The organism is Pseudomonas yangonensis (assembly GCF_009932725.1).
GTDB classification, from domain to species: Bacteria; Pseudomonadota; Gammaproteobacteria; order Pseudomonadales; family Pseudomonadaceae; genus Aquipseudomonas; species Aquipseudomonas yangonensis.
Genome location: NZ_BLJU01000003.1, coordinates 36,872 through 60,736 on the forward strand (window position 1 = coordinate 36,872; position 23,865 = coordinate 60,736).

Annotated in this window: 28 protein-coding genes; 10 read left to right on the top strand and 18 right to left on the bottom strand. The window is 64.5% G+C overall.

Going from position 1 to position 23,865, the window contains the following annotated elements:
* The first annotated feature begins 91 nt into the window (after window positions 1–91).
* Window positions 92–559, top strand: coding sequence for a thioesterase family protein (locus tag GYB81_RS05740; protein WP_161865683.1), 468 nt, complete (start codon window positions 92–94; stop codon window positions 557–559).
* Window positions 560–708: 149 nt separating this feature from the next.
* Here GYB81_RS05740 and GYB81_RS05745 read toward each other — a convergent pair whose 3' ends face one another.
* The 6 genes from GYB81_RS05745 to GYB81_RS05770 all read right to left on the bottom strand — a co-directional run bounded on the left by GYB81_RS05745 (window position 709) and on the right by GYB81_RS05770 (window position 6,847).
* Window positions 709–1,158 (bottom strand): YaiI/YqxD family protein, encoded by a 450-nt coding sequence (locus tag GYB81_RS05745; protein ID WP_004373364.1) that lies wholly within the window; start codon window positions 1,156–1,158, stop codon window positions 709–711.
* Window positions 1,159–1,210: 52 nt separating this feature from the next.
* Entirely contained in the window at window positions 1,211–1,546 is a 336-nt protein-coding gene (locus tag GYB81_RS05750) for an enhanced serine sensitivity protein SseB C-terminal domain-containing protein (protein ID WP_024306426.1), read from the bottom strand.
* A gap of 112 nt (window positions 1,547–1,658) precedes the next feature.
* Window positions 1,659–3,548 carry a cytochrome c/FTR1 family iron permease gene (locus GYB81_RS05755; RefSeq protein WP_161865682.1) on the bottom strand — a complete coding sequence of 630 codons (1,890 nt, stop codon included), beginning with the start codon at window positions 3,546–3,548 and terminating at the stop codon, window positions 1,659–1,661.
* Window positions 3,549–3,699: 151 nt separating this feature from the next.
* Window positions 3,700–4,332, bottom strand: coding sequence for a LysE family transporter (locus GYB81_RS05760; protein WP_161865681.1), 633 nt, complete (start codon window positions 4,330–4,332; stop codon window positions 3,700–3,702).
* A gap of 62 nt (window positions 4,333–4,394) precedes the next feature.
* On the bottom strand, window positions 4,395–4,934 hold the full coding sequence (locus GYB81_RS05765; RefSeq protein WP_161865680.1) for a mechanosensitive ion channel family protein: 540 nt from the start codon (window positions 4,932–4,934) through the stop codon (window positions 4,395–4,397).
* Window positions 4,934–6,847: an ATP-binding cassette domain-containing protein gene (locus tag GYB81_RS05770; RefSeq protein WP_161865679.1), complete on the bottom strand. Its 1,914-nt coding sequence runs from the start codon at window positions 6,845–6,847 to the stop codon at window positions 4,934–4,936. The genes GYB81_RS05765 and GYB81_RS05770 overlap by 1 nt, the downstream gene beginning before the upstream one ends.
* Window positions 6,848–6,885: 38 nt before the next feature.
* Between GYB81_RS05770 and GYB81_RS05775 the strand changes: the two genes are divergently transcribed.
* Complete coding sequence (locus GYB81_RS05775; RefSeq protein ID WP_161865678.1) at window positions 6,886–7,329, top strand: TIGR02444 family protein; 444 nt, start codon at window positions 6,886–6,888, stop codon at window positions 7,327–7,329.
* On the opposite strand, the gene GYB81_RS05780 is transcribed toward GYB81_RS05775, so the two are convergent.
* Window positions 7,326–8,285: an AlgP family protein gene (locus GYB81_RS05780; protein ID WP_161865677.1), complete on the bottom strand. Its 960-nt coding sequence runs from the start codon at window positions 8,283–8,285 to the stop codon at window positions 7,326–7,328. The two genes, GYB81_RS05775 and GYB81_RS05780, sit on opposite strands and share 4 nt — an antisense overlap.
* A 136-nt stretch (window positions 8,286–8,421) precedes the next feature.
* Between GYB81_RS05780 and GYB81_RS05785 the strand changes: the two genes are divergently transcribed.
* Complete coding sequence (locus GYB81_RS05785; RefSeq protein ID WP_161865676.1) at window positions 8,422–9,069, top strand: FKBP-type peptidyl-prolyl cis-trans isomerase; 648 nt, start codon at window positions 8,422–8,424, stop codon at window positions 9,067–9,069.
* A 266-nt stretch (window positions 9,070–9,335) separates the two neighbouring features.
* Here GYB81_RS05785 and GYB81_RS05790 read toward each other — a convergent pair whose 3' ends face one another.
* From GYB81_RS05790 to GYB81_RS05825, 8 genes are all read right to left on the bottom strand, one after another.
* Window positions 9,336–9,809, bottom strand: a complete 474-nt coding sequence (locus tag GYB81_RS05790) for an Rsd/AlgQ family anti-sigma factor (RefSeq protein WP_041769321.1) — start codon at window positions 9,807–9,809, stop codon at window positions 9,336–9,338.
* Window positions 9,810–10,115: 306 nt separating this feature from the next.
* Window positions 10,116–10,607: a disulfide bond formation protein B gene (locus tag GYB81_RS05795; protein WP_161865675.1), complete on the bottom strand. Its 492-nt coding sequence runs from the start codon at window positions 10,605–10,607 to the stop codon at window positions 10,116–10,118.
* A gap of 151 nt (window positions 10,608–10,758) precedes the next feature.
* The gene (locus GYB81_RS05800; RefSeq protein ID WP_161897755.1) at window positions 10,759–12,006 is read right to left on the bottom strand and encodes a heme biosynthesis HemY N-terminal domain-containing protein; all 1,248 of its coding nucleotides are present in this window, start codon (window positions 12,004–12,006) and stop codon (window positions 10,759–10,761) included.
* On the bottom strand, window positions 12,003–13,136 hold the full coding sequence (locus GYB81_RS05805) for a uroporphyrinogen-III C-methyltransferase (RefSeq protein ID WP_161865673.1): 1,134 nt from the start codon (window positions 13,134–13,136) through the stop codon (window positions 12,003–12,005). The genes GYB81_RS05800 and GYB81_RS05805 overlap by 4 nt, the downstream gene beginning before the upstream one ends.
* Before the next feature lie 12 nt (window positions 13,137–13,148).
* Window positions 13,149–13,919 (bottom strand): uroporphyrinogen-III synthase, encoded by a 771-nt coding sequence (locus GYB81_RS05810; protein ID WP_161865672.1) that lies wholly within the window; start codon window positions 13,917–13,919, stop codon window positions 13,149–13,151.
* Window positions 13,916–14,854, bottom strand: coding sequence for a hydroxymethylbilane synthase (gene hemC, locus GYB81_RS05815; protein WP_090434563.1), 939 nt, complete (start codon window positions 14,852–14,854; stop codon window positions 13,916–13,918). Before hemC ends, GYB81_RS05810 begins: the two co-directional genes overlap by 4 nt.
* Window positions 14,855–14,987: 133 nt before the next feature.
* The gene (locus GYB81_RS05820) at window positions 14,988–15,734 is read right to left on the bottom strand and encodes a LytR/AlgR family response regulator transcription factor (protein WP_161865671.1); all 747 of its coding nucleotides are present in this window, start codon (window positions 15,732–15,734) and stop codon (window positions 14,988–14,990) included.
* On the bottom strand, window positions 15,731–16,813 hold the full coding sequence (locus GYB81_RS05825) for a sensor histidine kinase (RefSeq protein ID WP_161865670.1): 1,083 nt from the start codon (window positions 16,811–16,813) through the stop codon (window positions 15,731–15,733). The genes GYB81_RS05820 and GYB81_RS05825 overlap by 4 nt, the downstream gene beginning before the upstream one ends.
* Window positions 16,814–17,045: 232 nt before the next feature.
* Here GYB81_RS05825 and argH point away from each other — a divergent pair, with 232 nt between their 5' ends.
* Genes argH through GYB81_RS05845 form a run of 4 tightly spaced genes read left to right on the top strand, consistent with a single transcriptional unit; the run spans window position 17,046 to window position 19,802 of the window.
* Window positions 17,046–18,440 carry an argininosuccinate lyase gene (argH, locus tag GYB81_RS05830; protein WP_161865669.1) on the top strand — a complete coding sequence of 465 codons (1,395 nt, stop codon included), beginning with the start codon at window positions 17,046–17,048 and terminating at the stop codon, window positions 18,438–18,440.
* Window positions 18,441–18,475: 35 nt separating this feature from the next.
* Window positions 18,476–18,718, top strand: coding sequence for a hypothetical protein (locus GYB81_RS05835; RefSeq protein ID WP_161865668.1), 243 nt, complete (start codon window positions 18,476–18,478; stop codon window positions 18,716–18,718).
* A gap of 4 nt (window positions 18,719–18,722) precedes the next feature.
* Entirely contained in the window at window positions 18,723–19,295 is a 573-nt protein-coding gene (locus GYB81_RS05840) for an AAA family ATPase (RefSeq protein ID WP_161865667.1), read from the top strand.
* 27 nt (window positions 19,296–19,322) lie between these two features.
* Window positions 19,323–19,802, top strand: a complete 480-nt coding sequence (locus tag GYB81_RS05845) for a GNAT family N-acetyltransferase (RefSeq protein WP_161865666.1) — start codon at window positions 19,323–19,325, stop codon at window positions 19,800–19,802.
* 71 nt (window positions 19,803–19,873) lie between these two features.
* Here GYB81_RS05845 and GYB81_RS05850 read toward each other — a convergent pair whose 3' ends face one another.
* From GYB81_RS05850 to GYB81_RS05860, 3 genes are read right to left on the bottom strand one after another with little or no spacing between them, the layout of a single operon-like run.
* The gene (locus GYB81_RS05850) at window positions 19,874–20,497 is read right to left on the bottom strand and encodes a 2-dehydro-3-deoxy-6-phosphogalactonate aldolase (protein WP_161865665.1); all 624 of its coding nucleotides are present in this window, start codon (window positions 20,495–20,497) and stop codon (window positions 19,874–19,876) included.
* Entirely contained in the window at window positions 20,490–21,464 is a 975-nt protein-coding gene (locus tag GYB81_RS05855; protein WP_161865664.1) for a 2-dehydro-3-deoxygalactonokinase, read from the bottom strand. The genes GYB81_RS05850 and GYB81_RS05855 overlap by 8 nt, the downstream gene beginning before the upstream one ends.
* Window positions 21,461–22,258, bottom strand: coding sequence for an IclR family transcriptional regulator (locus GYB81_RS05860; protein ID WP_161865663.1), 798 nt, complete (start codon window positions 22,256–22,258; stop codon window positions 21,461–21,463). Before GYB81_RS05860 ends, GYB81_RS05855 begins: the two co-directional genes overlap by 4 nt.
* A gap of 163 nt (window positions 22,259–22,421) precedes the next feature.
* Here GYB81_RS05860 and GYB81_RS05865 point away from each other — a divergent pair, with 163 nt between their 5' ends.
* The 3 genes from GYB81_RS05865 to GYB81_RS05875 all read left to right on the top strand — a co-directional run bounded on the left by GYB81_RS05865 (window position 22,422) and on the right by GYB81_RS05875 (window position 23,853).
* A complete protein-coding gene (locus GYB81_RS05865; RefSeq protein WP_178101815.1) occupies window positions 22,422–22,697 on the top strand; it encodes a hypothetical protein in 276 nt (91 codons plus the stop codon).
* Window positions 22,698–22,783: 86 nt separating this feature from the next.
* Window positions 22,784–23,602, top strand: a complete 819-nt coding sequence (locus GYB81_RS05870; protein WP_161865662.1) for a substrate-binding periplasmic protein — start codon at window positions 22,784–22,786, stop codon at window positions 23,600–23,602.
* Complete coding sequence (locus GYB81_RS05875; protein ID WP_161865661.1) at window positions 23,599–23,853, top strand: TIGR02647 family protein; 255 nt, start codon at window positions 23,599–23,601, stop codon at window positions 23,851–23,853. The genes GYB81_RS05870 and GYB81_RS05875 overlap by 4 nt, the downstream gene beginning before the upstream one ends.
* The last annotated feature ends 12 nt before the right edge of the window (window positions 23,854–23,865 follow it).

Genomic DNA, 23,865 nt, shown 5'->3' on the forward strand with positions numbered 1-23,865 from the left:
GGACATTGCCAAAGGCAGTCCGGCATTGCCTATGGCCAAACCCTTCAAGCTGCGTCAGCGTGACAGGCACCGATCGACGGAGCCACCACGCATGTCAGCCCCCTTCACCCTCGACACCGACCTGCAACAGGCGGTGACTGCCTTCTTCCAGCGCATCCCGTTCAACCAGTTTCTCGGCATCGAGATCGCTGAACTGAGCGAGGAGCAGGTGACCATGCACCTGCCGATGAAGCCCGAGCTGATCGGCAACTTCGTCCACGGCATCCTGCACGGCGGGGTGATTTCCTCACTGCTCGACGTCTGTGGCGGCGCCATGGCGCTGATCGGCGCCTTCGCCAACCACCAGCACCTGCCGGCAGCCGAGCGCATGAGCAAGCTGTCCAAACTCGGCACCATCGACCTGCGCATCGACTATCTGCGCCCCGGACGCGGCCAGCGCTTCACCGCCACGGCCATGCCGCTACGGGCGGGCAACAAGGTGGCGGTGATTCGCATGGAGCTGCACAACGATGAAGGCGTGCTGGTGGCCGTGGGCACCGGCACCTATCTGTGTGGCTGACAGAGCGTTTGTCATCCCCGGATTTCATCCGGGCTACAGCACTGAACGGATGCCTCTGTAGGAGCGAGCTCTGCTCGCGAAGCGCCCAGCCTCAGGAAATTCGTGAGCAGAGCTCGCTCCTACGGTCATTGCTTAGCTAGCCGGGGCCGCTAGCGACTCAAGCGCGTCAGGATACGATCCAGCGCATTGGCAAAGGCCTGTCGATCCTTCTCCGAATAGGGAGCCTGACCGCCGCCGACCTGGCCCTGCTCGCGCAGGTCGGTGAACAGGTTACGTACCGCCAGGCGCTCGCCCATGTTGCGCTCGTCGAACTCACGGCCACGCGGGTCGAGCGCAGCGACGCCCTTCTTCACCAGGCGGTCGGCCAGCGGCACGTCACTGCAGATCACCAGTTCGCCGGGCACGGCGTGCTCGACCAGATGATCGTCGGCCGCATCCGGCCCGCTGGGTACCACGATCAGTTTCACGCAGGCGAAATTCGGCCGGGCCACGGCCTGCCCGGCCACCAGCACCACCTCGAAACCCCGCTTGAGGGCGAACTTGACCACCTGATCCCGCGCCGCCCGAGGGCAGGCGTCGGCGTCGATCCATACGCGCATGCAGCAACTTCCGCAGAGAAACCAGCGCCCAGTATGCCAGCAGGCGAGCGTCTCAGAGGTTGTAGAAAGGCTCGCAGCGCTCCCTCACGGCTCGCGACAGGTTGTCGTCGGCCAACTCGATCAGATCCAGCTCCACCTCGTCCGGCAGCAGCTCGGCCACCAGCGCAGCCAAACGCCGCTGGCCTTGCAGGTCGGCACCGGAAATCGCCAGCAGCAATCTTGGCTGCGGGCCGATGGCCGGGTCACGCAACGCAGCGAGAAAGGCTTCACGCACGTCGAGTTGGGCACAGGCTGCTGACAGCGCCTGCTCCAGGGTGGGATGACGCAAAGGGGCCAACGCCAGATCAGGACTGTCGGCGTAATGAGTGGAATGGATCGGAGAAGACATGCGTGCACTCGGCAAAGGAATTGGAATCAGCCTAGGTGCACTGAGACTCGTTGTCGTGGCAGCGGTTCACGCTATTGACAGCGGAGCGGTGAAACCGCCCCGCGTCATGCCATCAGGCCTGCTCGGCCAGGCGTCGGCGCTCACCCAGCAGGCTGCGCCCATAGAGCAGCGCAATACCGGCCAGGGCCAGGCCCTGCGCTGCAAGGCTCCAGGCGTCGGCGTGAATGCCCAGCCAGTCGAACTCGAAGAACGCCACCGGGCGCGTGCCAAGCACGCCGGCTTCCTGCAGCGCGGCCACGCCATGGCCGGCGAAGACCACGGACAGCACGCACAGCAGCACCGCATTGATGCCGAAGAAGGTCGCCAGCGGCAGCTTGCGCGAGCCACGCAGGATCACCCAGGCCAGGCCGATCAGCAGCACCAGCGCGGCGGCAGCACCGGCCAGCACGGCACCGTGCCCGGCAGAGCCAGCCTGCAGCCAGAGGGTTTCGTAGAACAGGATGACTTCGAACAGCTCGCGATAGACCGAGAAGAACGCCAGCACGGCGAAGCCGAAACGTCCACCGCCGCCCACCAGGCTGCTCTTGATGTAATCCTGCCAGGCCGCGGCATGGCGGCGGTCATGCATCCACACGCCGACCCACAGCAGCACGACGCTGGCAAACAGCGCGGTGATACCTTCGAGCAGTTCGCGCTGGGCGCCGCTGACGTCGATCACGTAAGCCGCCACGGCCCAGGTGGCGACCCCGGCGAGCAGTGCCAGGCCCCAGCCGAAGTGAACGCTGCGCACCGCCTGCTGCTGCCCGGTGTTACGCAGGAAGGCGAGAATCGCCGCCAGTACGAGAATGGCTTCCAGGCCTTCACGCAGCAGAATCAGCAGGCTGGCGAAGAAACTCAGGCTGCCGTCCATGGCGCCATCGGCGAGCAGCGCTGCGGACTTGTCCAGCTCGGCCTTGGCCAGCTCAAGCGCCTGAGCCGCCTGCGCAACGCCGGCGCCATCCTGCAGCGCCTGCCGGTAGGCCATCAGGGCTCGCTCGGTGGTCTTGCGCTGCACCGCATCGAGGTTGTCGAGGGCGCTTTCGACCAACTCGAAACCTTCCAGATAGGCTCCAACGGAAAGGTCATAGGCCTGCTCGCGGTCACCATCGCGGTAGGCCTGCAGGCTGCGTTCCAGGGTTGTGCGGGTGTAGCCGATCAGTTGCTGCGGGCCGCGCTGCTCCAGCACCGGATGCGCGCGCTGAGCGCGGAACGCGGCGACATCGCCCCCGGCAGCGGCGATCTCGGCAGGCGTGCGGCCGGCCAGCTCGCTCATGGCGAAACGTGCCTTGCCCTGCGCCGGAGCAGCGGTGAAGCCAGCGATATAGACAGCCAGATCCCAGCGCTGACGGTCGTCGAGCTGGTCGGCGAAGGCCGGCATGTCGGTGCCCTCGATGCCCAGGCCGAGGGTGTTGTAGAGATCGTAAAGGCTCAGCCGATCCAGGCGCGCGGCGTCGCGCAGATTGGCCGGCGGCGGCTCCAGACCGATGCCGGCCGGGCCGTCGCCCAGGCCGGTATCGCCATGGCACACCGAGCAGTGCTGGGCGTAGAGCGGCGCACCACGCTCCGGGTCCGGTGTCAGTACCGGGGTCAGTGACACCGCATAAAGATCGGCCAGGCGCGCGCCCAGCTGGCGTGCAGCGCTGGAGACTTCCTCACCGGGCGTGCGCTGGGTAACGGCCTGGCGCAGCTCGGCCACGCCCTGCTCCAGCTCGGCCCGCCCTGCCTGGGCCGGCAGGGCGACGATCAGCCCCTGCAGCACATCGAGAAACTCCAACTGCTCCTGGTATTCGCCAGCGTCGACGACCTGGCCATCGGCGACAGTGGCGGGGTAGTCAGCACCGATATAACCAATCAGATGCAGCGCCTGGGCGGCGCCATCCAGGGGCTCGCCGACGGCGATAAAGCTGAGGCAGGCCAGCAGTGGCAGCATCAGCCAGGAAAGGGGGAAACGAAAGCGGATCATTAATGCATCCCAAACGAGAATGGGTGGCATTAAATTGTTGCCGGCCTAACGGCTCAGCACAAGAACAATCTGAAATATCTCGTAACATTCAGCCGAGCGGAGCGTTGCAGCGAACGGCCTCGACCGACATCCGGTCGAGGCCAAACGAGACTCAGACGGCGGCGCGCTTGACCGTGGCCAGCAGGCCGGCAGCGGCGGCGAACAGCGCGGCGAAACTGCGGTTCATGACCCGCTGCTGGCGCGGCGTGCGCAGCAGACGCAGCACACGCGAGGCGAGGCCGGTATAGCCGGCCATGACGATCAGGTCCACGGCGATCATGGTCACACCCATCACCAGGTACTGCGCCACCAGCGGCGCATGCGGATTGATGAACTGCGGCAATACCGCAAGCATGAAGACGATCGCCTTGGGATTGCTGAAATTGACCAGGAAACCACGCAAAACCAGAGTCAGCGGCCGGCCAATGGGACGCTCGGCCGCACCGGCATCCAGATCGCTGGGCAGCGCGACCCATTGTTTGTAGGCGAGGAACACCAGATAGGCCACGCCGAACCATTTGATCAGGCTGAAAGCCAGGGCCGAGGTGGCCAGAACGGCGCCCACGCCGGCAGCTACGATGGCGATCTGCAGCGCCAGACCGAGCTGCAGGCCGAGCGCGTTCCAGTAGCCACGCCAGAAGCCGTATTGCATGCCGGCCGACATCGAGGCCACGGCACCGGCGCCCGGCGACAGGCTGATCACCCAGCAGGCGACGAAGAAAGCGAGCCAGGTTTCCAATGCCATGATGCGTACCTCGAGAAGCTGAAATCAGGGGAGAGCGCTACAGCCTACTCCTGCCCCCGTACTCAGCGCCAGCGGCGCACCGACTTCTGGAAGAACAGGCTGTTGGGCACCTGCAACAACGCGCCGGCGGCGTTTTCGTCGAGGTCCTGCAGGGTGGTATAGAACAGGTTGATGGCGATCACCCGCCCCTTAACGCCAGGCTTGTCGGCGCTTTCGATGACTTCGACGGTATCGCCCAGGCGGAACGGGCCCATGGTGAAGATCAGCAGCGCGCAGAACATGTTCGACAGCACGCTCCAGATGGCGAAGAACGCCACCGCAGCGACGGCAGTGAAACCGGTCAGCGCCGTCCACAGCACGTTGGCTGAAACGCCCAGGCGCTCCAGCACCATGAGCAACGCGCTGCCCATGATCAGCCAGCGCACCAGGCCGCGCAGCGGTTGCAGCACCTCGGCCGGCAGCAGGCTGTAACGTTCGCCGAGACGACTGATGGCGCGGGTGAGAATGCGCTGAGCGATCCATGCCAGCAGGATGATCAGCAGTACCTGGCCGGCACGAATCAGCGGCTCGCGCCAGGCCATCAGCAGTTCCAGCTGTTCCATTACTCGGCTTCCTCCAGTTGCTGCTGCAACGCCTCCAGGGTTTCCAGCGCCAGCAGCCAGGCCTCCTCCAACTCGGCTTCACGCGCCTTGAGCTGCGCCTGTTCGGCCAGGCGCTGGCGCAGTTCGTCCTTGCGCGCGGATTCGTACAGACCGCTGTCACCCAACTGCGCCTCCACGGCGGCGAGCTTTTCCTGCACCTTGCCCAGCTCCTGCTCGAGCTTCTCGGCCTGCCTCTTGTGCGGCGCCAGTTGCTGACGCAGCGCAGCGGCGGCCTGGCGCTGGGCACGTTTGTCGGTCTTGTCCGCAGCACCTTCGGCCGGTGCGCTGGGCGGTGCCTGGCGCTGACGGTAATCGACCAGCCAACGCGCATAGTCCTCCAGATCACCGTCGAACGGTACCACCCGGCCATCGGCGACCAGCAGAAACTCGTCGGTGGTGCTCTTGAGCAGATGGCGGTCGTGCGAGACCACCACCACGGCGCCAGCGAACTCCTGCAGGGCCATGGTCAGCGCCAGGCGCATTTCCAGGTCCAGGTGGTTGGTCGGCTCGTCGAGCAGCAGCAGGTTGGGTTTGCCCCAGGCGATCAATGCCAGGGCCAGACGTGCCTTCTCGCCACCGGAGAAATTCACCACCGGCTCGTCGCAGCGAGCACCGCGGAAGTCGAAACCACCGAGGAAGTCGCGCAGCGTCTGCTCGCGCTCGCTTGGCGCGATGCGCTGCAGGTGCAGCAGTGGGCTGGCCTTGTCGTCCAGGGCGTCGAGCTGATGCTGGGCGAAGTAGCCGATCACCAGGTTCTCGCCGCGGGTCAGGCTGCCACTCAGCGGCCGCAATTCGGCCGAGAGGTTCTTGATCAGCGTCGATTTGCCTGCGCCGTTGGGGCCGAGCAGGCCAATGCGCGCGCCAGGCACCAGGCTCAGCTTGACCTGCTGCAGCACGGCCTTGTCACCGTAGCCGAGGCGGCCTTCGCTGAGGCTGAGCAGCGGCGTGGAAATCTTCTCGGCCTCGCGGAAGACGAAGTCGAAGGGCGAGTCGACGTGCGCCGCACTCAGCTCCTCCATGCGCTCCAGCGCCTTGATCCGGCTCTGCGCCTGGCGGGCCTTGGTGGCCTGGGCCTTGAAGCGGGCGATGTACTTTTCCATGTGCGCACGCTGCGCCTGCTGCTTCTCGTAGGCCTGCTGCTGCTGGGCCAGACGTTCAGCGCGGGTGCGCTCGAAGGCGGTGTAGCCGCCGCGATACAGGTTCAGCTTGCGCTGCTCGACATGGGCAACGTGATCGACCACGGCATCGAGAAAGTCGCGGTCGTGGGAGATCAGCAGCAAGGTGCCCGGGTAGCTCTGCAGCCAGCCTTCGAGCCAGAGAATCGCGTCCAGATCCAGGTGGTTGGTCGGCTCGTCGAGCAGCAGCAGGTCGGACGGACACATCAGCGCCTGGGCCAGGTTCAGGCGCATACGCCAACCGCCGGAGAAATCGCCGACACGGCGATCCATCTGCGCGTTCTCGAACCCCAGCCCCGCCAGCAGCTTGCGCGCGCGGGCGTCGGCTGTGTAGCCGTCGGCACTGTCCAGCTCACTGTGCAGGCGGGCGATGGCGGCGCCGTCGTGGCTCTGCTCGGCCGCGGCCAACTCGGCCTGCACGCGGCGCAGGTTGTGGTCGCCATCGAGCACGTAATCCACGGCCAGCCGCTCGAGGTCATCGACCTCCTGACGCATATGGGCGATACGCCAGTCAGCTGGCAGCAGGCAATCGCCGGCGTCCGGCGTCAGCTCGCCACGCAGCAAGGCGAACAGGCTGGATTTTCCGGCGCCGTTGGCACCGATCAGACCGGCCTTGTGACCGGCGTGCAGGGTCAGCTCGGCGCCTTCGAGCAGGCGTTGCGGACCACGCTGTAGAGTGAGGTTCTGGAGTCGGATCATAATGGCCGCGGAGTCTATCAAATCGCCCCGGAGGCCGCGTGCAGGATCTGTGGAATTTCGCCCTCGAACTCTATGCCAGACCCGGCGTGGAAAAGGCCTGCCTCGAACTGCAGGACGCGGGTAATGACGTTTGCCTGCTGCTGACTGGCGCCTGGCTGCAGCAGCGTGGCGTACGCTACCTGGATGAACGCCTGCGTGCCCTGACGGCAGTGGCCGGCGCCTGGCAGCGAGAGGTGATCTCGCCCTTGCGTCAGACACGACGCAACTGGCGCGCGGCAGCAGGCGAGGATGCCGAGCTGGCGGCCTTGCGCGAACAGATCAAGAAGCTGGAATTGCAGGCTGAGCGGGTATTGCTCGAACGGCTGCAGACGCTGGCCGAGAGCTGGCCTTGCGAAGCGGGTGAAGAGGATTGGCTGATTCGCCTGGCCGGAAATGACAGCGCCGCGCTGCAGATGCTGCGCGGCGCCGTCCATCTGCCTTAGGAGGCGCTCGGCGTACCGCTGCTGCTCACGGCAGGCGCAGCTGGCGCGGCTGGCGCAACCGGAGCTGCCGGCGCAGCAGCTGGCTTGGCTGCTGCCGGCTTGGCCGGGGCCTTCTTCGCTGCAGCCGGCTTCTTCGCAGCAGCGGGCTTGGCAGGCGTGGCTTTGGCGGCGGGCTTCGCAGCAGGTTTTGCGGCAGCGGGTTTGGCGGCAGCTGGCTTGGCTGCTGGCTTACTGGCCGCTGCTGGCTTGGCCGGCGCTTTCGCTGCGGCTGGCTTTGCGGCTGGTTTGGCCGCCGGCTTGGCGGCAGCAGGTTTGGCGGCAGCCTTGGGCGCGGCCGGTTTAGCCGCTGCAGGCTTGCTGGCAGCAGGTTTAGCCGCTGGCTTGCTGGCGACCGCGGGTTTTGCAGCCGGCTTGCTGGCCGCTACCGGCTTGGCGGCTGGTTTGGCAGCAGCGGGTTTGGCCGGAGCCTTCTTCACCGCTGCTTTTGCGGCAGCGGGCTTCTTCGCCGCAGCCGGTTTGCTTGCAGGATTGGCTGCCGGTGCGGCGGCCTTGGCTGCACGTGCGTCCAGCGCCTTGCCGGCGGCTTCCTTCACCTTGCCAACGCCCTGCGCAAGCTTCAGGCTTTCCTGAGCGTCACGCTTGAGCTGGGCGATGTAGGTACGGGTTTCGCTCTGGCTGGCCTTGAGCGCGTCGAGCAGCTCTTCCAGTTCGGCGACGGCATCCTTGGCCTTGGCCTGCGCCTTGGCCTTGCCGGCAACGGCGGCGTCCTGCAGTTTGCTGCGGGCCTTGTGCAGTTTTTCCTGAGCCTTGCCGCGCTGCTTCTCCAGTTTGGCGAGCAGTTTCTCGGCGTCGATCAGCGCTTGCGAGCAGGCATTTTCCAGATGCTCGAGCAGGCTGGCAGACAGTTGATGCAACAGGTGCAACGGGGTAGTCACGGACTTCTTCTTGGCCGACATGGCGCGCCTCCAGGCGGATGTGGATGCGCCCATACTAGACGCAGGCGAGGCGCCTCGCCATAGGCCTTTTGGTGATCACAGCGCGGGCATCGCTCGCCTGGCATAATCGCAGGCATATCCACCGGGAGAAACCTTCATGAGCCGCGCCGTACTCGCCACCCTCGCACTCTGCTGCAGCCTGGCCGTGCAGGCCGACCAGCATCAGCAGGATCTGGCTTACAGCCTCGGTGTGCGCCTTGGCGAACGCCTGCATGAAGAGGTCCCCGACCTGCCGCTGAACGAGCTGCTCGAAGGCCTGCGCCAGGCTTACGAGGGCAAACCGCTGCGGCTTGAGGCAGGCCGCATCGAGCAATTGCTCGATGAGCACGAAGCCCGTATCGAAGCCTCGCCCCAGCGCCATGCCAAGGCCATCGAAGCCGAGCAGCGTTTTCTCGCCGAGGAAAGTCGCCGCCCCAACGTGCGGGCGCTGGCCAATGGCGTACTGGTGACCGAGCTCAGCCCTGGCAGCGGAGCCAAGCCCACTGCCCGCAGCCGGGTACAGGTAAGTTATCGCGGCGAACTGGCCGACGGCAGTGTCTTCGACGAGAGCACCACACCGCAGTGGTTTCGCCTGGACAGCCTGATCGCCGGCTGGCGCAGTGCATTGCTGCAGATGCCGAAGGGCGCGCACTGGCGCCTGGTGATTCCATCGGATCAGGCATACGGGGATGACGGTGCGGGCGATCTGATACCGCCCCATGCGCCTCTGGTCTTCGACCTGCGCCTGCTGGACGTAGCCGACTGAGCGCCGCCCTGATCCACAATGAAAAGCCCGGACTCAGATCCGGAATGCTGTTCACTTAAGGTGCTCGCGCTTGGCTCCCCTCTCCCATTTATGGGAGAGGGGCTGGGGGAGAGGGCTGAAAACACTGCAAAACTGCCAGTTTTCCCCTCGCCGAACGCGGCCCGCCCTAACCCTCTCCCCGGAGGGGCGAGGGGACTGATCGCGTTCGACCGTTTCCTATGTGAACAGCATTACGGACTCAGACCGGGCTTTTTTGACATCGAGCGTCAGAGCGCTTCGGCAGCCTGCTCCTGATGGGCGTTGTGCAACACCTCGATCAGGCAATCTTCCAGTTCGAAACGTTCGTGCAACAGCTGTCCCAGACGGTTGAGCTCAGCCACCAGCGAGGCATTGTCGCGGCTGTCGCCGTTGTCGCAACGATCATTGAAGGCCAGCGCGACCTCGGTGATGGCTTCGATACGCGGGTAGATCTGCTTGGCCAGTTCCAGGCCGCGCTGATCATTGAAGGCCTTGGCCTCGCTGGTCAGTTGCTCGTAGACCTCGAAGTGGCCAGCCGAGACGTAGTCCACCAGTAATTCGCAGAAGCCCTGCAGGGATTCACAATTGATGGCAGGGGCCTGAGGCGCCTTGGTAAGGGCGGTATAGGCCAGCACCAGTTCGCGGCGCTCGCCCAACCAGCGATCGATCAACTGGTGAACCCCACCCCAGCGTTCCTGCGCGTTCCGACATTTCTCGAGCATGATGAACCTCGCTTCCCTTATCGATAATGCCTGTTATAGGTCCGCTCCCGAGACGAACTTTATGGCTGCTCCTTGGCGGCCAGCCTTCGGGCCATCGCTGCGCGACGCTTAAAATCATTCCCGACGATTTTCTGTCAACCGGCGCTTGGTCTTGGGAAAGCAACCGCAAAATGGCGTTTTTCCGGCGGTGCGTGCGAGCCAGATTATGCCCGCGGGCACACACCATCAAGGCTAGCCACGAGAAAATTTCATACGAGCGTTTAATCGAGAAGCCACGAGCGGCGTGGCTTCGTGCGATTCGCATTCTCAGTCGCGGCGCAGCAGCTGGAACAGGCAGAAGGCGAGCATGCCGATAAAGCCGAGCAGGCTCCACTCGGGGATGCTCATGCCGAACAGCGTCCACTTCACTTCAGCGCAATCGGCACTGCCCTGGAACACCAGGCGCACGATGTCCTGCATGGGCAGGGCTTGCATCATGAACTCGAGGCTCGGCAGACAGGCTTCGAGCTGGTCGGCCGGTACGCTCTGCAGCCAGATCTGCCGACCCGCGGTGGCGGCACCCGCGCCAGCGAACAGCAGGGCCAGTACCGCATAGATGCGCCGACCGAGACGCCCCGGGCCATGGATCGCCGCGATCAGGCAGACCACACCAAAGAGAATCACGCAGATACGCTGCAACACGCACATCGGGCAGGGTTCCAGACCAACGACATGTTCCAGGTAGAGCGCAGCCGCCATCAGCACTACGCAGCCGATGAATGCCAGGAAAAACAGGGGACGCGGACTGGCCAATTGCATGGTGGCTCCGGAAGGGAAATCGAGGGCCGTACGGTAGAGTAAAGCGAGGGCGCCTTTCAAGGCGCCCTGTGGCTCAGAGCAGGCTGTTCATCAGGCCGGAACGCCCCTCCGTCAGCACCGCGGAGCCTCTGCGGCAATCAGCCGCATCCATTCAGGCCGTGACGCCCTGCGGTTGCGGCAGCGGCGGCAAGCCCTGGTGCAGCAGGCCGAGACTCTCCAGCAGCAGTTGATTGCTGCGTTCGAGTTCGCCCAGTTGCGCCAGCAGGCGCGCCAGTTCGGCACAGGTTTCCGGATGACGCTCGAGCTTAAGGCTGGTTTCGAAGTAGTCGCGCGCCTTGCCCCACAGCTGGTTCTGCAGGCACAGGCGACCCAGGGTCAACAGAAGGGCCGGATCCTCCGGATGCTGCTTGAGCCAGAGTTCGGCCGTTTGCAGCTGGCGCGCCGGGTCGGCGCCACGCAGCACACCATAGAAGCGCGCCAGGCGGCTGTCGTAACCCCGCTTGAGCGCGCCGCGCAGCACTTCCTCAGCTTCTTCCTGTGCGCCCAGGCGGCGCAGCTGCTCGACATAGGTGGCGATCAGCTCAGGCTCGTTGCGCAGACTGGCTGACAGCTGGTTCCAGGCCTTGCTCAGCGGCTGCAAGGCGGTTTCCCCTTGCGCCAACCCGTACTCACCGACCTCGGCCAGGCGACCACGCCAGGTTTCGCGCTCCAGTTCGTCGAGCTCTGCGGCGGGTAGCGCCTTTTCCTTACGCAACTCCGGCAGCAGGCCGAGCAGTGCCGACCAGTCCTGACGCTGCAGATACAGCCGCTGCAATTGTCGCAGTACCAGGTGATGACCTGGGTGGCGTTGACGCATGGCCTGCAGGGTTTCCAGCGCCGCGTCGCTGTCGCCCCGCTTGCGTTGCAGCTCGGCGTGGGTCAGAGCGATCGCCAGTTCGGCCTGTGGCTGCTTATCCAGCGCGCGCTCGAGCAGTGCATCGCTCTGCTCGTGCTCGCCGAGTTTGCTGGCTGCCCGGGCGGCACCGAGGTAATACATCAGCGGTTGGCTGTCGGCCTCGGCGGCGCGGGTCAGCTGGCGCTGAGCACGCGCCCAGCGGCCTTCGGCGAGATCCAGCATGCCCTGCTCGGAAGCCTGTCGCACGCGGCGAGTGCGGTGCAGACGCGACCAGGGGTTGGCCAGACGCGTCGAGCTGAGCAGCAGACGCAGCGTCCACTTGATCAGGTAGTAGAGCACCACCACGACCACCAGCAGGCCAAGGAATGCCCAAAGCCCGGACTGGTAACGGAAGCCCTTGTAGGCGAACAGCACGTAACCACGATCAGCCTCGATGGCCAGGCTGAGCAGGTAAAGACCGCCGGCGATGGCCAGCAGTAGCAGAAGCCAGAACAGGCGTTTCATTGCGCCTCCCCGGCCGCGGCGGCCCCCTGCCGGCGTTGCGCCTGTTTACGTTGCAGGTAGGCCTGCAGCGTGTCGAGCGACTCGCTCAGATCCGGCACCTTGACCTCGATGCTGGCACCGGCCAACTCGCTGAAGCGCTGACGCAGGGCACGGCTGTCCGGGTTGTCCAGATTGAAGTGTGCGTCGAGGATTTCCTCGGCCTGCTTCAGCGACTGCTTGTACACACCGGTTTGACCATGCAGCGCAGCCCACTGCGCCTGTTCCAGCGCCAGCGACAGGCTCAGGCGGACCTGCGACAGGCTTTGCCCGGACAGCAGCGGACGGACGTTGCGATCGGCGTCGAATTCGATGCGGAAGTAGTCGGAAAGCTTCTTCGCCCACTCGCTCCACCAGGCGCTGCCATCGCCTTCGGCGGCAAGCTCGGAGAGCACATCGCCCTGCCCTTCGAGGGTGGGCGCCAGGGGATTGAGGGTGGCGGCCTGCTCACGCAGGGCACCCAGTTGCAGGAACAGACCGACACGATCCGGCCGCGCCGTGGTGCGCAGCGCTTCCAGGCTGCGGCTGAGCTGTTCGCGGGCAGCGAAGGCGGCAGGATCGTCCTGGTCACGGAGGATATCGTCGGCCGCCTCGACCAGCGCCTCGGCCGAGGCCACATCCTGCAGCGCGGACAAGCGCAGCGTGGCCAGACGCAGCAGGTGCTCGGCCTCGTCCAGGCGCCAATCCTGGCGGCTGCCGTCGAGCATGCTCTCCAGGCGCTGGCTCATGCGCTGCTGATCGCTTTGCAGGTTGGCCAGCAGACGTCGGCGCTCGTCCAGCTCGGCGGCGCTGGGCAGGGCGGACAGCCGCGAATCCAGACGCTGGGCCAATTCATCCACTTGCTTCGCACTGTCGTCGCGGGTGCGCTGCAGGTCTTCAGCTTGCTGCTGATCCCTGCTTTGCATTTCGTGCAGCTGCCAGAGGCTCCAGCCGCCCGCGCCGGCACCCGCCAGGCCGATCAGCAAGGCCAAGGCGGCAAGACCGCTGCCGCCGCCACTGCGAGGGGCCTGGGCGGATGAGGGGGTTGGCGTGGTCTTCACGGCTTCGCTGGCCGGATTTTCTTCTGGCGTCTTCGGGGTGGATGCTTCGCTCACGTATCCGTCCTTTTAGAGGGCGGCAGCCGGAAACTGCTCCAGCGCTGCCTGCAAGGCCGCGGCATTGGCGCCGCGACAGTCCACAACGATTTCCGCGCCCGCATCGCGCGCCTGCTCGGCAACACGCGGGCTGGGTACGAACAAGGGTAGCCGAGCCAAGGCCGGCCAGTCATCGCCAGCCAGCCGCAGCAGATGTTCGAAACCCTGCCCACTGCTGACAACCAGGCCGTTCAGGCGTTCCGCTCGCACGCACCGGCCAAGCTCGCCCGGCGCGTATTGCGGGAGCACGCGGCGATAAAGTGGCAGATAGTCGACCGTCACGCCTTGGCCGCGCAAGCGTTCGGCGAGGAATTCTCGGCCACCTTCCCCACGCAGGATCAGTACGCGTGGCGCAGGTGTCGCGGCAACAGCCTGGTGCAGCGCTGGCAGGGCAAGCAGCGCTTCGCTGTCATCGCCTGAGTCAGGGAAGTACACGCGCAAGCCCTGCTCGGCGAGCACCGCAGCGGTGGCGGCACCGACACTGAACCAGGGCAGATCGGGCGCTGGTGCGGCATGTCGCGCCAATAGCTGCAGGCCGATCCGCGCGGCCGGTTTGCTGACCACGATCACCGCGCAATAACGCTGCAGTTCGGCAAAGGTGCTGCGCTGCCCGGCGGTTTCGGCCAACGCCTCGATGGCCAGCAGCGGCATGCAGTGGCTGGCCACACCCTGGGCGGCCAGGGTCTGCGCCAGCGCCGCACAGTCCTCGGCAGGACGCGTCAGCAACAGGCGCCAGGTGCTCAAGGGTGCCCGGCCTCACCGTAAACGGCCTTGAGAATGGCATCGGCGCCCTGCGCCAGCAGCGCCTCGGCCACGCGTACGCCCAGCGCCTCGGCATCGCTGCTGGCAGCGCGTTCTTCGGCACGCAGCAACAGGCCTCCATCAGGTTGGCCGACCAGGCCGCGCAGCCAGAGTTGGTCACCTTCGAGCAGCGCATAGCAGGCGATAGGCACCTGGCAACCGCCATTGAGGTGCTTGTTCAGCGCGCGCTCGGCGGTCACCCGCAGGGCTGTCTCGTGATGGTGCAAGGGCGCCAGCAGCGCATGCACATCGCTGTCGGCACTGCGGCACTCGATGCCCACGGCGCCCTGGCCGCCGGCAGGCAGGCTGTCTTCGGCACTGATAGAGCTACGAATGCGATCCTCGAAGCCCAGGCGAATCAAGCCGGCGGCGGCAAGGATGATGGCGTCGTACTCGCCGGCATCGAGCTTGGCCAGACGGGTATTGACGTTGCCGCGCAGGAACTGGATTTTCAGATCGGGCCGGCGCGCCAGCAGCTGGGCCTGGCGACGCAGGCTGGAGGTGCCGACCACGCTGCCGGCTGGCAGCGCATCGAGGCTGTCATAGGTGTTGGAGACGAAGGCGTCACGCGGGTCTTCACGCTCGCAGATGCAGTACAGGCCCAGCCCCTCGGGGAAGTCCATCGGCACGTCCTTCATCGAGTGCACGGCGATGTCGGCCTCGTTTTCCAGCAGGGCGGTTTCCAGTTCCTTGACGAACAGGCCCTTGCCACCGATTTTCGCCAGCGGCGCGTCGAGCAGCTTGTCGCCGCGGCTGACCATGGGCACCAGGCTGACCTTCAGGCCAGGGTGTGCCTGTTCCAGACGGGCTTTGACATACTCGGCCTGCCACAGGGCCAGGGCGCTCTTACGGGTGGCGATGCGAATTTCGCGGGACATGGGGCAATTCCAGAAAACGGATTGCCGCGAATCATAACAGGCTCGCCCATTACGGGCGCTGCCAGGCGGCCATAGGCCGCAGGTGTGTCGCTGATTGCAAAGACCGGGACGCCCTGACGTGCGAGGCAGGGCGTCAGAGTGACTGCATAAGTTTGCGTACACCGGCGACGTGGCGGCGACTCACCACCAGCGAATCTTCCTCCAACCCCTTCAGAAACAGCTGGAAATGCCCGAGTGGCGTGCGCTGCAGGCGTTCGATGCGTTCGCGCGCGACCAGCGCATTGCGGTGGATGCGTACGAAGCGGTCACCGAATTCGTCCTCAAGCGCCTTGAGCGGCTCATCCAGCAGGACTTCGCCACCCTCATGGCGCAGGGTGACGTATTTGTGATCGGCGATGAAATAGATCACGTGATCCAGCGGAATCAGCTCGATGCCCTTGCGGGTGCGGGCGCTGATGTGGGTGCGCGGACCACCGCCCGTCTCTGCGGCAGGGCGGGTCAGGGCAGCCAGCTGCACCCGGTTGGGCCGCTCGGCCTTTTTCAGGGCTTCGTTGAGGCTCTCGGGCCGTACCGGTTTGACCAGATAGCCAACGGCGCTGACCTGAAAGGCCTCCAGGGCGAATTCGTCGTGCGCCGTGCAGAAGATCACCGCAGGCGGAGCTTCGCGCTCGCACAACTTGGCAGCGACCTGCAGGCCATCGAGGCCGGGCATGCGGATATCCAGCAGGACCACATCCGGCTTGAGGCTATCGATCAGGGCCAAGGCTTCCTCGCCGTTGCTGGCGGCGGGCTCCAGGACCCGGTAACCCTCGAGCTCGCCGACCATGCGGCTCAGGCGCTCACGGGCAAGGGGTTCGTCATCGACGATCAGGACATTCATATTGCTCTGGCTTCCTGCGTGAGTCTCGCACAAGGATAGCGTAGACAGCTGTAATGACGGCCGTCACGGCGCTCCACGCTGAGACTCGCGCGGGGGCCAAAAAGTGCCGCCAGACGCGCATCGATATTACTCAGCGCTTGCTGCGTTCCCCGTGACGGGTGCTGCTCGCCCCGCTCTTCATACGGATTGCTGACACACAAGCTGAACACACCATCCTGGTAATCCGCCTCGATCCGCACCAGCCCACCTTCGACACGTGGCGCGATGCCATAGATCAGCGCATTTTCCAAAAGAGGCTGCAGGGTCAGCTGGGGAATCGGTAGATCCTCCGGCACACCTTCGACCTCCCACTGCAACTGTAGTCGCTCACCGAGCCGATAGTGCTCGATAGATAGATATCGTTTCGCCAGTTCCAGTTCCTCCTTCCACGGTACCAACGTGCCGGGTTTGGCCAGGCTGGCGCGAAACAGATCGGACAGATCCAGCACCGCCTGCTCGGCCTTGTGTGGGTCGAGCGTGACCAGACTGGCGATGCTGTTGAGGCTGTTGAACAGAAAATGCGGGCGAATCCGCGCCTGCAACGATTCGATGCGTGCACGCAGCTCGGCCTGCTCCTGCCGTCGCCATTGGCTCTGCAGATAGAAATAGCGTAGCAGCAGTGCGGACATGATCAGGCTGATCAGAGCATGGCGCAGATAAAGATTCACCTCGCCACTGCGCGGCAACGGCCCGCCCAACTCGTAGTAGTCGGCCACCGCAGTGCAGCTCAAGGTCAGCACCACCACCATGGCGCAACACAAGCAACCCGCCAACGCGGGACGCAGGCGTGCCAGCACGGGGCGCAGGCGACAGAGCACGGCCGCCGAGAGCAGCACGATCCACTGTACGAACAACGAGGTCAGGGCCAGGCGTACCCAGTCGAAGCCTGGCGTCATCGGTTCGGCGAGCACCAGCACCAGTACTAGCAGCTCGGCCAGCAGCACCATGCTCAGCAGGGCTTCCGGCTGGCACAGTTCCGGGACGAAGAAGTCGTCGATGGCAGTGTTGGATTTATTCTTGGCAAGCGATTGTGTGTGCATCGACGCAGTTTCCGTGTCGCCTTGCGAGCCGGCAAGCCAGACGGTTCCAGCCGGACGAAATAAAGCACCGAAATGCCATCTTCAGCGCAAAACTGTGAAGCAGCCAACAAGCCTGCCGACCGCTCGACGGCAAACGCGGCCCGGCGAAACGCCTGCCGACCCTGTTATTATCGACGCACTTTGTCCGCCATGCTGGCCAGCAATTAAGTCAGCCCGATCCAGAGCCCGAACCATGAGCAGCGAAAAAACCAACCAATCCTGGGGCGGCCGCTTCAGCGAGCCCGTAGACGCCTTCGTCGCCCGCTTCACCGCCTCGGTGGAGTTCGACAAGCGCCTGTACCGCCACGACATCATGGGCTCCATCGCCCACGCCACCATGCTGGCCAAGGTCGGCGTGCTCACGGATGCCGAGCGCGATGCAATCATCGACGGCCTCAAGCAGATCCAGGGCGAGATCGAAGCCGGCACCTTCGACTGGCGCGTCGACCTGGAAGACGTGCACATGAACATCGAGGCGCGCCTGACCGACCGCATCGGCGTGACCGGCAAGAAGCTGCACACCGGACGCAGCCGCAACGACCAGGTGGCCACCGACATCCGCCTGTGGCTGCGCGACGAGATCGAGCTGATCCTCGCGGAAATCACCCGCCTGCAGCAGGGCCTGCTGGAGCAGGCCGAGCGCGAAGCGGAAACCATCATGCCCGGCTTCACCCACCTGCAGACCGCGCAGCCGGTGACCTTCGGCCACCACCTGCTGGCCTGGTTCGAAATGCTCTCGCGCGACTACGAGCGCCTGGTCGACTGCCGCAAGCGCACCAACCGCATGCCGTTGGGCAGCGCCGCGCTGGCCGGCACCACCTACCCGATCCAGCGTGAAATCACCGCCGAGCTGCTGGGCTTCGACGCCGTGGGCGGCAACTCCCTGGACGGCGTGTCGGATCGCGACTTCGCCATCGAATTCTGCGCCGCCGCCTCCCTGGCGATGATGCACCTGTCGCGCTTCTCCGAAGAACTGGTGCTGTGGACCAGCGCCCAGTTCCAGTTCATCGACCTGCCGGATCGTTTCTGCACCGGCTCCTCGATCATGCCGCAGAAGAAGAACCCCGACGTGCCCGAGCTGGTGCGCGGCAAGACCGGCCGCGTGTTCGGCGCCCTGACCGGCCTGCTGACCCTGATGAAGGGTCAGCCGCTGGCCTACAACAAGGACAACCAGGAAGACAAGGAACCGCTGTTCGACGCTGCCGACACCCTGCGTGATTCGCTGCGCGCCTTCGCCGACATGATCCCGGCGATCAAGCCCAAGCACGCCATCATGCGTGAAGCGGCGCTGCGCGGTTTCTCCACCGCCACGGACCTGGCCGACTACCTGGTGCGCAAGGGCCTGCCGTTCCGCGACTGCCACGAGATCGTCGGGCATGCCGTGAAGTACGGCGTCGACAGCGGCAAGGACCTGGCCGAGATGAGCCTGGACGAGCTGCGCCAGTTCAGCGACCAGATCGAGCAGGACGTATTCGCCGTGCTGACCCTGGAAGGCTCGGTGAATGCCCGCAACCACATCGGCGGCACCGCACCGGCACAGGTGCGCGCGGCAGTGGCGCGCGGTCGCGAACTTCTCGCCAGCCGCTAAGCGAGGCCTTGGAGAGACCGGGAAAAGGAGTTCCCATGGGTGAATTGTTGATGCGCGGCTTGGCGTTAGTCGCCGAGATCGTGCTTGAAATTATCTTCGGCTACGTCTTCTACAGCACCGGCTGGCTGGCTCTACGACTATTGACTCTTGGCCACTACCCGAAGCTGCCGCTGCGCGTGGCCGACCCTACGGGTTCGCGCAGCGCCTGGGTCGCCGCATTCGGTTTTATTTGCTTGCTATTCATACCGTTGGCCTGGCTAACACTCACTTATGGTTGATCCCATGCCCCTGAGCGCCATCCCAACCAAAACGATCACCCCTGGCCGTCGCATATCGGTGGTCGGCTGTTCCGGGGCAGGCAAGAGCACCTTGTCACGCCGCCTGGCCCAGCGCCTCGGTTATCGGCATGTCGAACTCGACGCCTTGTATCACCAGCCTGGCTGGCAGCCGCTGCCGACCGAGCAGTTTCAGCAGCTGACCTGCGAGGCGTTGCAGGGCGACGACTGGGTCGCCGAAGGCAACTATTCGGCTGTACGCCCAATGGTGCGCGAGCGCTCGGACATGGTCATCTGGCTCGACCTGCCACGTCACAAGGTGATGCGCCAGGTGATCTGGCGCACCCTGCGCCGGTTGGCGACACATGAAGAATTGTGGAACGGCAACCGCGAACGTTGGGGCAATCTCTTCCAACTGAACCCGCGACAATCAATTCTGGCTTGGACGTGGACTCGTCATCCGGTATACCGGCAACGCTATAGCGAGGAAATGCTTCACACGCCGCCCTCCTGCCAGTACCTGCGCTTGGACTCACGTCAGGCCGTAGAGAACTTCCTGAATAGCTTGCCGCCACACTAATACATTCCCTTTCCGGAATTTCTTTCCATGACCCTGAATATCCGCCCCGCCACCCCCGACGACGCCGAGTTGATCCTGCGTTTCATCACCGATCTGGCCATCTATGAGAAGGCTGAGCACGAGGTGAAGACCGATGCCGCCGGCATCCGCGACAGCCTGTTCGCCGACGGCAGCACCGCTCATGGCCTGATCTGCGAACACGACGGCGAGCCCATCGGCTATGCGGTGTATTTCTTCAACTATTCCACCTGGCTGGGCAAGCACGGCCTCTATCTGGAAGACCTTTACGTCAGCCCCGAGGCGCGTGGCCTGGGCGCGGGCAAGGCGCTGCTGCGCCACCTGGCGCAACTGGCCGTGGCACGAGATTGCGGCCGTTTCGAATGGTCGGTGCTGGACTGGAATACGCCCGCCATCGACTTCTACGAATCTTTCGGCGCCCGCCCGCAAAGCGAATGGACGACCTATCGCCTGGCAGGTCAGGCCTTGCTGGACTTCGCCGCAGGCTGAGAAAGCCTGCGTTGGTCTGCGCCACCAGCCCGCCCCAGGTCGGGCGGGCTCTAGATTGGGCGCAGCGAATATCAGGGTTGCGTCGCCCTCCAGGCTGATACGAAGACTGCCGCGTTATAGCCTACGTCAGCCGCACTCATGCCCGGTTTGTACAGCGCCGAGCCCAAGCCAAAACCGCTGGCGCCCGCCTCGACGTAAGCGGCCATCCCCGCTGGGGTAATACCACCGACCGGTAGCAGGGCGATGTCACGAGAGAACACCGCGCGCCAGGCTTTGATGATCGACGGATTGAATTGCTCGGCGGGAAACAGCTTGAGCACCTGAGCACCGGCCTCCAGCGCGGCGAAACCTTCGCTCGGTGTGGCCACCCCCGGCGAGCTGAACAGCCCGGCGCGGCGTGTCGCGCGAATCACATCAGGGTTGCAGTTTGGCGACACGATCAGGCGCCCACCAGCCTGCGCCACCTCCTCGACCTGCGCTGCGCTGAGCACGGTGCCTGCGCCGATTAGCGCGCGATCGCCCAGTTCAGCAGCCAGCAAGCCGATGCTCTGCAGCGGCTGCGGGGAATTCAGCGGGATCTCTATCAAGCGCAAGCCTGCCTCATAAAGCGCCAAGCCTATGGGGACGACCTCCTGGGGGGTGACGCCGCGCAGAATGGCGATCAGCGGCAATTGCTGCAGGTAGGAATCAGCCATGCTGGGTACTCCTCGAAACGGCGGGCGAAGCGGTGACAAGAGAGGCGGCACAGGCCAGGTTCCAGAGGCCGACGACCCCGGCGTTTTCCAGGATGCGTACGGAGTCCACGTTGAAGCGAGCCAGAGCCAATCGATAACGCTCACACAGGCGCGCATCGCCAATCAGCACCAGCGGCGGACAGAAGCCATCCGCAAGGCTGGCGAACACACTGCGCAGCTCCTCGCCGATCAGCAACCCGGAGAGATAATCCAGACTTTGGTTCGCGCTCAGCCGGTCGGTGAGAAAAAGACTGCGGGTGCTGAACAGGCGACCGGAAATACCTTCGGCACCGCTCTGCCGAGCAGTATCGAGCCCGAGCAAGAACGCCGCATCACTAGGCTCGCTCCCATGCTCGCGGGCCGGACGACCAAGAATCGAATGGTCACGTAAAACGGCGAACAGCTCGCCTGTCATGTAGGTCGCGAAGTGGCTGATCGCGCCGTCGCGCACCGTGACCCATTTGCTGTGGGTACCCGGCAAAACCAGCAAGGCGTCGTCACCTAGTTCAGGGGCCATTTGCAAAGCACCGAAGACCTGGGTTTCTTCACCCCGAATCACGTCGGGTAACGCGCCTGCATCGAGCACTCCGGGCACCAGATGCAGCGTGCCGCAGGCAGTATGCAAAGCCAGCAACCCATCGACCAGGTCGCTCGCCGTAGCCGGGCATATGGCGTAGGGTACCTCGCGCCAGCCCTGGCGGCTGCCAATCATGCCGCACGCCAGCGCAGGCAGCTCCGGCCATTGGCGATACCAGTCACCAATCAACTCTTCATAGGCACGAGCGAAATCGCCATCCGGCGTGTGCTGTATGCCCCACGGCCGACTCTGCGAAGCCAGCACCCTGCCGCCCTCGCCGAGCAGATAAGCGCGTAGCGATGAGGTACCCCAGTCGAGGGCGATCAGCCGCGGCACGTGGCGTTCGGTCATGAGGCACTCCAGCCCAGCTCGCGGGAAATGGCGACGGCGCAAGCCGTTACGTCCGGGCGCAACTCGTGCAGGCGCGCTTGCGGCATATAGGGGACGGCACCGGCAACACTCAGCGCAGCGACGATCTGCCCGCTCGCATCGCGCACTGGCGCGGCAACACAGCGCACGCCCAGCTCGTTTTCTTCCAGATCGAGACTGAAACCGCCCTTGGCATAGTCCTTCATCAGGTCGCGAAACTCGTCCCAAGGCGTAAATACCTCGCGCAAGCCAGACAGCCCGGCACGTTGGCGCAGGCCCTGCTCATACAGTTCCGACCACTGCGCTTCGTTCAGGTCGAGCATCAGCGATTTGCCAATACCCGTGAGCGCCAGGGGCATGCGCAGGCCGATTCGCGAGCGCATTTCCAGGCCGCGACTGCTCGGCAGCTTCTCGATGTAGAGCACGTCACCGTCCTCACGCACCCCCAGGTGCACCGTGTCCTGCGTTAACCGTGCCAGGGCCTGCAAATGCGGGCGCGCGATATTCGCCAGGGGCATCTGCGCGCGGGCCTTGTAGCCGAGTTCGATGAGCTTTGGGCCAAGCTGATAGCCACCAGCGCTGCCGCCAATGGCACGCAAATGCCCGGCCTGCACCAGCGCGCTGATCAGACGATGTGTGGTGCTGCGCGTGCAGCCAATGCGTGCACCGATATCGGCGAGGCTACTGGCCCCCTGCGCAACCGCGTCGATCACAGCCAGACCTCTGAAAAGCGCCTGGGCGCCCGTGGGTATCGGGTTGTTGTTTTTATCGGACATAGGGTTCTCCTGAAGATGAACTCTAGTCGGCCTCCCCCTAACTCTCAATATGCGAAATACACTCCCACAATATAGGAGTTAATAATGCCTGGAATTCCGCATGGCCAGTACGCACCCACGCTGTCAAACTGAACGCTCTTTCCAGAGACATGGAACCCGTACCTTGAGCATCATCGACGAGCAAGAAGACGAAGATTTCGCCGAAGCAACCCTGATTCAGGCCATCGAAAATCAATTGGAAAGTGGCGAGCCGGCCGCAGCCAAGGCGGTGTACAACAAGCTGACGCTGGTCGGCTACGAACGAGAGGAGATTCTCGAGTTGATGGCACTGGTCCTGGCTCATGAAGTCGACGCCATGCTGCGCGAGGACCGCCCCTTCGATGGCGCCTGGTACGAACAGGCTCTGCGCGCGCTGCCCGAGTTGCCGGAAGAAAACTGAGCGAGGATTGACCCAGGCCACTGGTCGGGCCAGCCGGCAGATTGCTACTGTCAGCGCCAGTCCCGTCCGAGAAGGTATCGCCTTCAATGGCCTGCCCGCCGTCCCGCATCGCTGTATTGCTCACCCAACTGCTGGCACTGCTCTGGGTCGGCGCCGTGCTGGCCGATACGCCCCGCATCGGCGCCGAGGACGACTGGTATCCCTACACGGCATGGCGCAACGGGCGGATCGAAGGTATGTCGGCGGACATAGTGCGCGCCGCCTTCGCCGCCAGCGAATCGCCCATCGAACTGACGCCCTACCCCTATTCGCGGTGCATGGAGCTGGCACGCTCGGGCAGCCTGGCAGGCTGCTTCAACACCACACCGGACTCGACTATCCGCGCCGGGTTTCTGTTACCGCAGGAGATGCTGCTGAGCGACGACATTCTGCTCTGGGGCCATCCCGACGCCGACGCGGTCGATGACCTGAACGCCATCCGCGGCAAACGCGTGGCCGTCACCATCGGCTACACCTATGGCGAGTACTTCGACGGCTATGCGGATATCCAGCGCGTCGCCGTGCGCCGCGACATCAACGGTTTTCTCATGCTGCAACATGATCGCGTGGACTACGTGATCGCTTTTCGCGGCACCACCGAAGCGCTGCTGCGCGACAACCCCGGGCTGGCCGGCGAGTTCAAGGCGTTGGCGCGGGTACATCGACCGCGACTCTATCTGAGCTTTTCCCGTCATCACCCGCAGGCCGCGGCCTTGATGCGGGGTTTCGACGAAGGTATGCGCCAAATCAGGCAGGACGGCACTTACCAACGGATTCTCGCCAACTGGCAACTTGCCGATGGGCAGAGCGCGCTGCAAGGCCCTACACTGCAAGAGCGCCATCACAACAAGACGGAGTCACCATGAAGTCATTCAACGCTGACCTGATCGACGAGCTGGAAATCCTCGCCCTGTACAACCTGGACAACCATCAGGAAGGGCTGAAGGTGCACAACAACGCCTCATTCAAGGCACAGGGCGCCATTACCCGCCTCTACGAAAAAGGCCTAGTGAGCCAGGCCGATGGCGGCTACCTGACCAGCCTGGGCATTGACGCAGCCGAGCATGCGCAGGCGCTGCTGACCATTCTTTCGGCCCGCCAGACCGCTCCCGCCTGACCCGCACAGCCC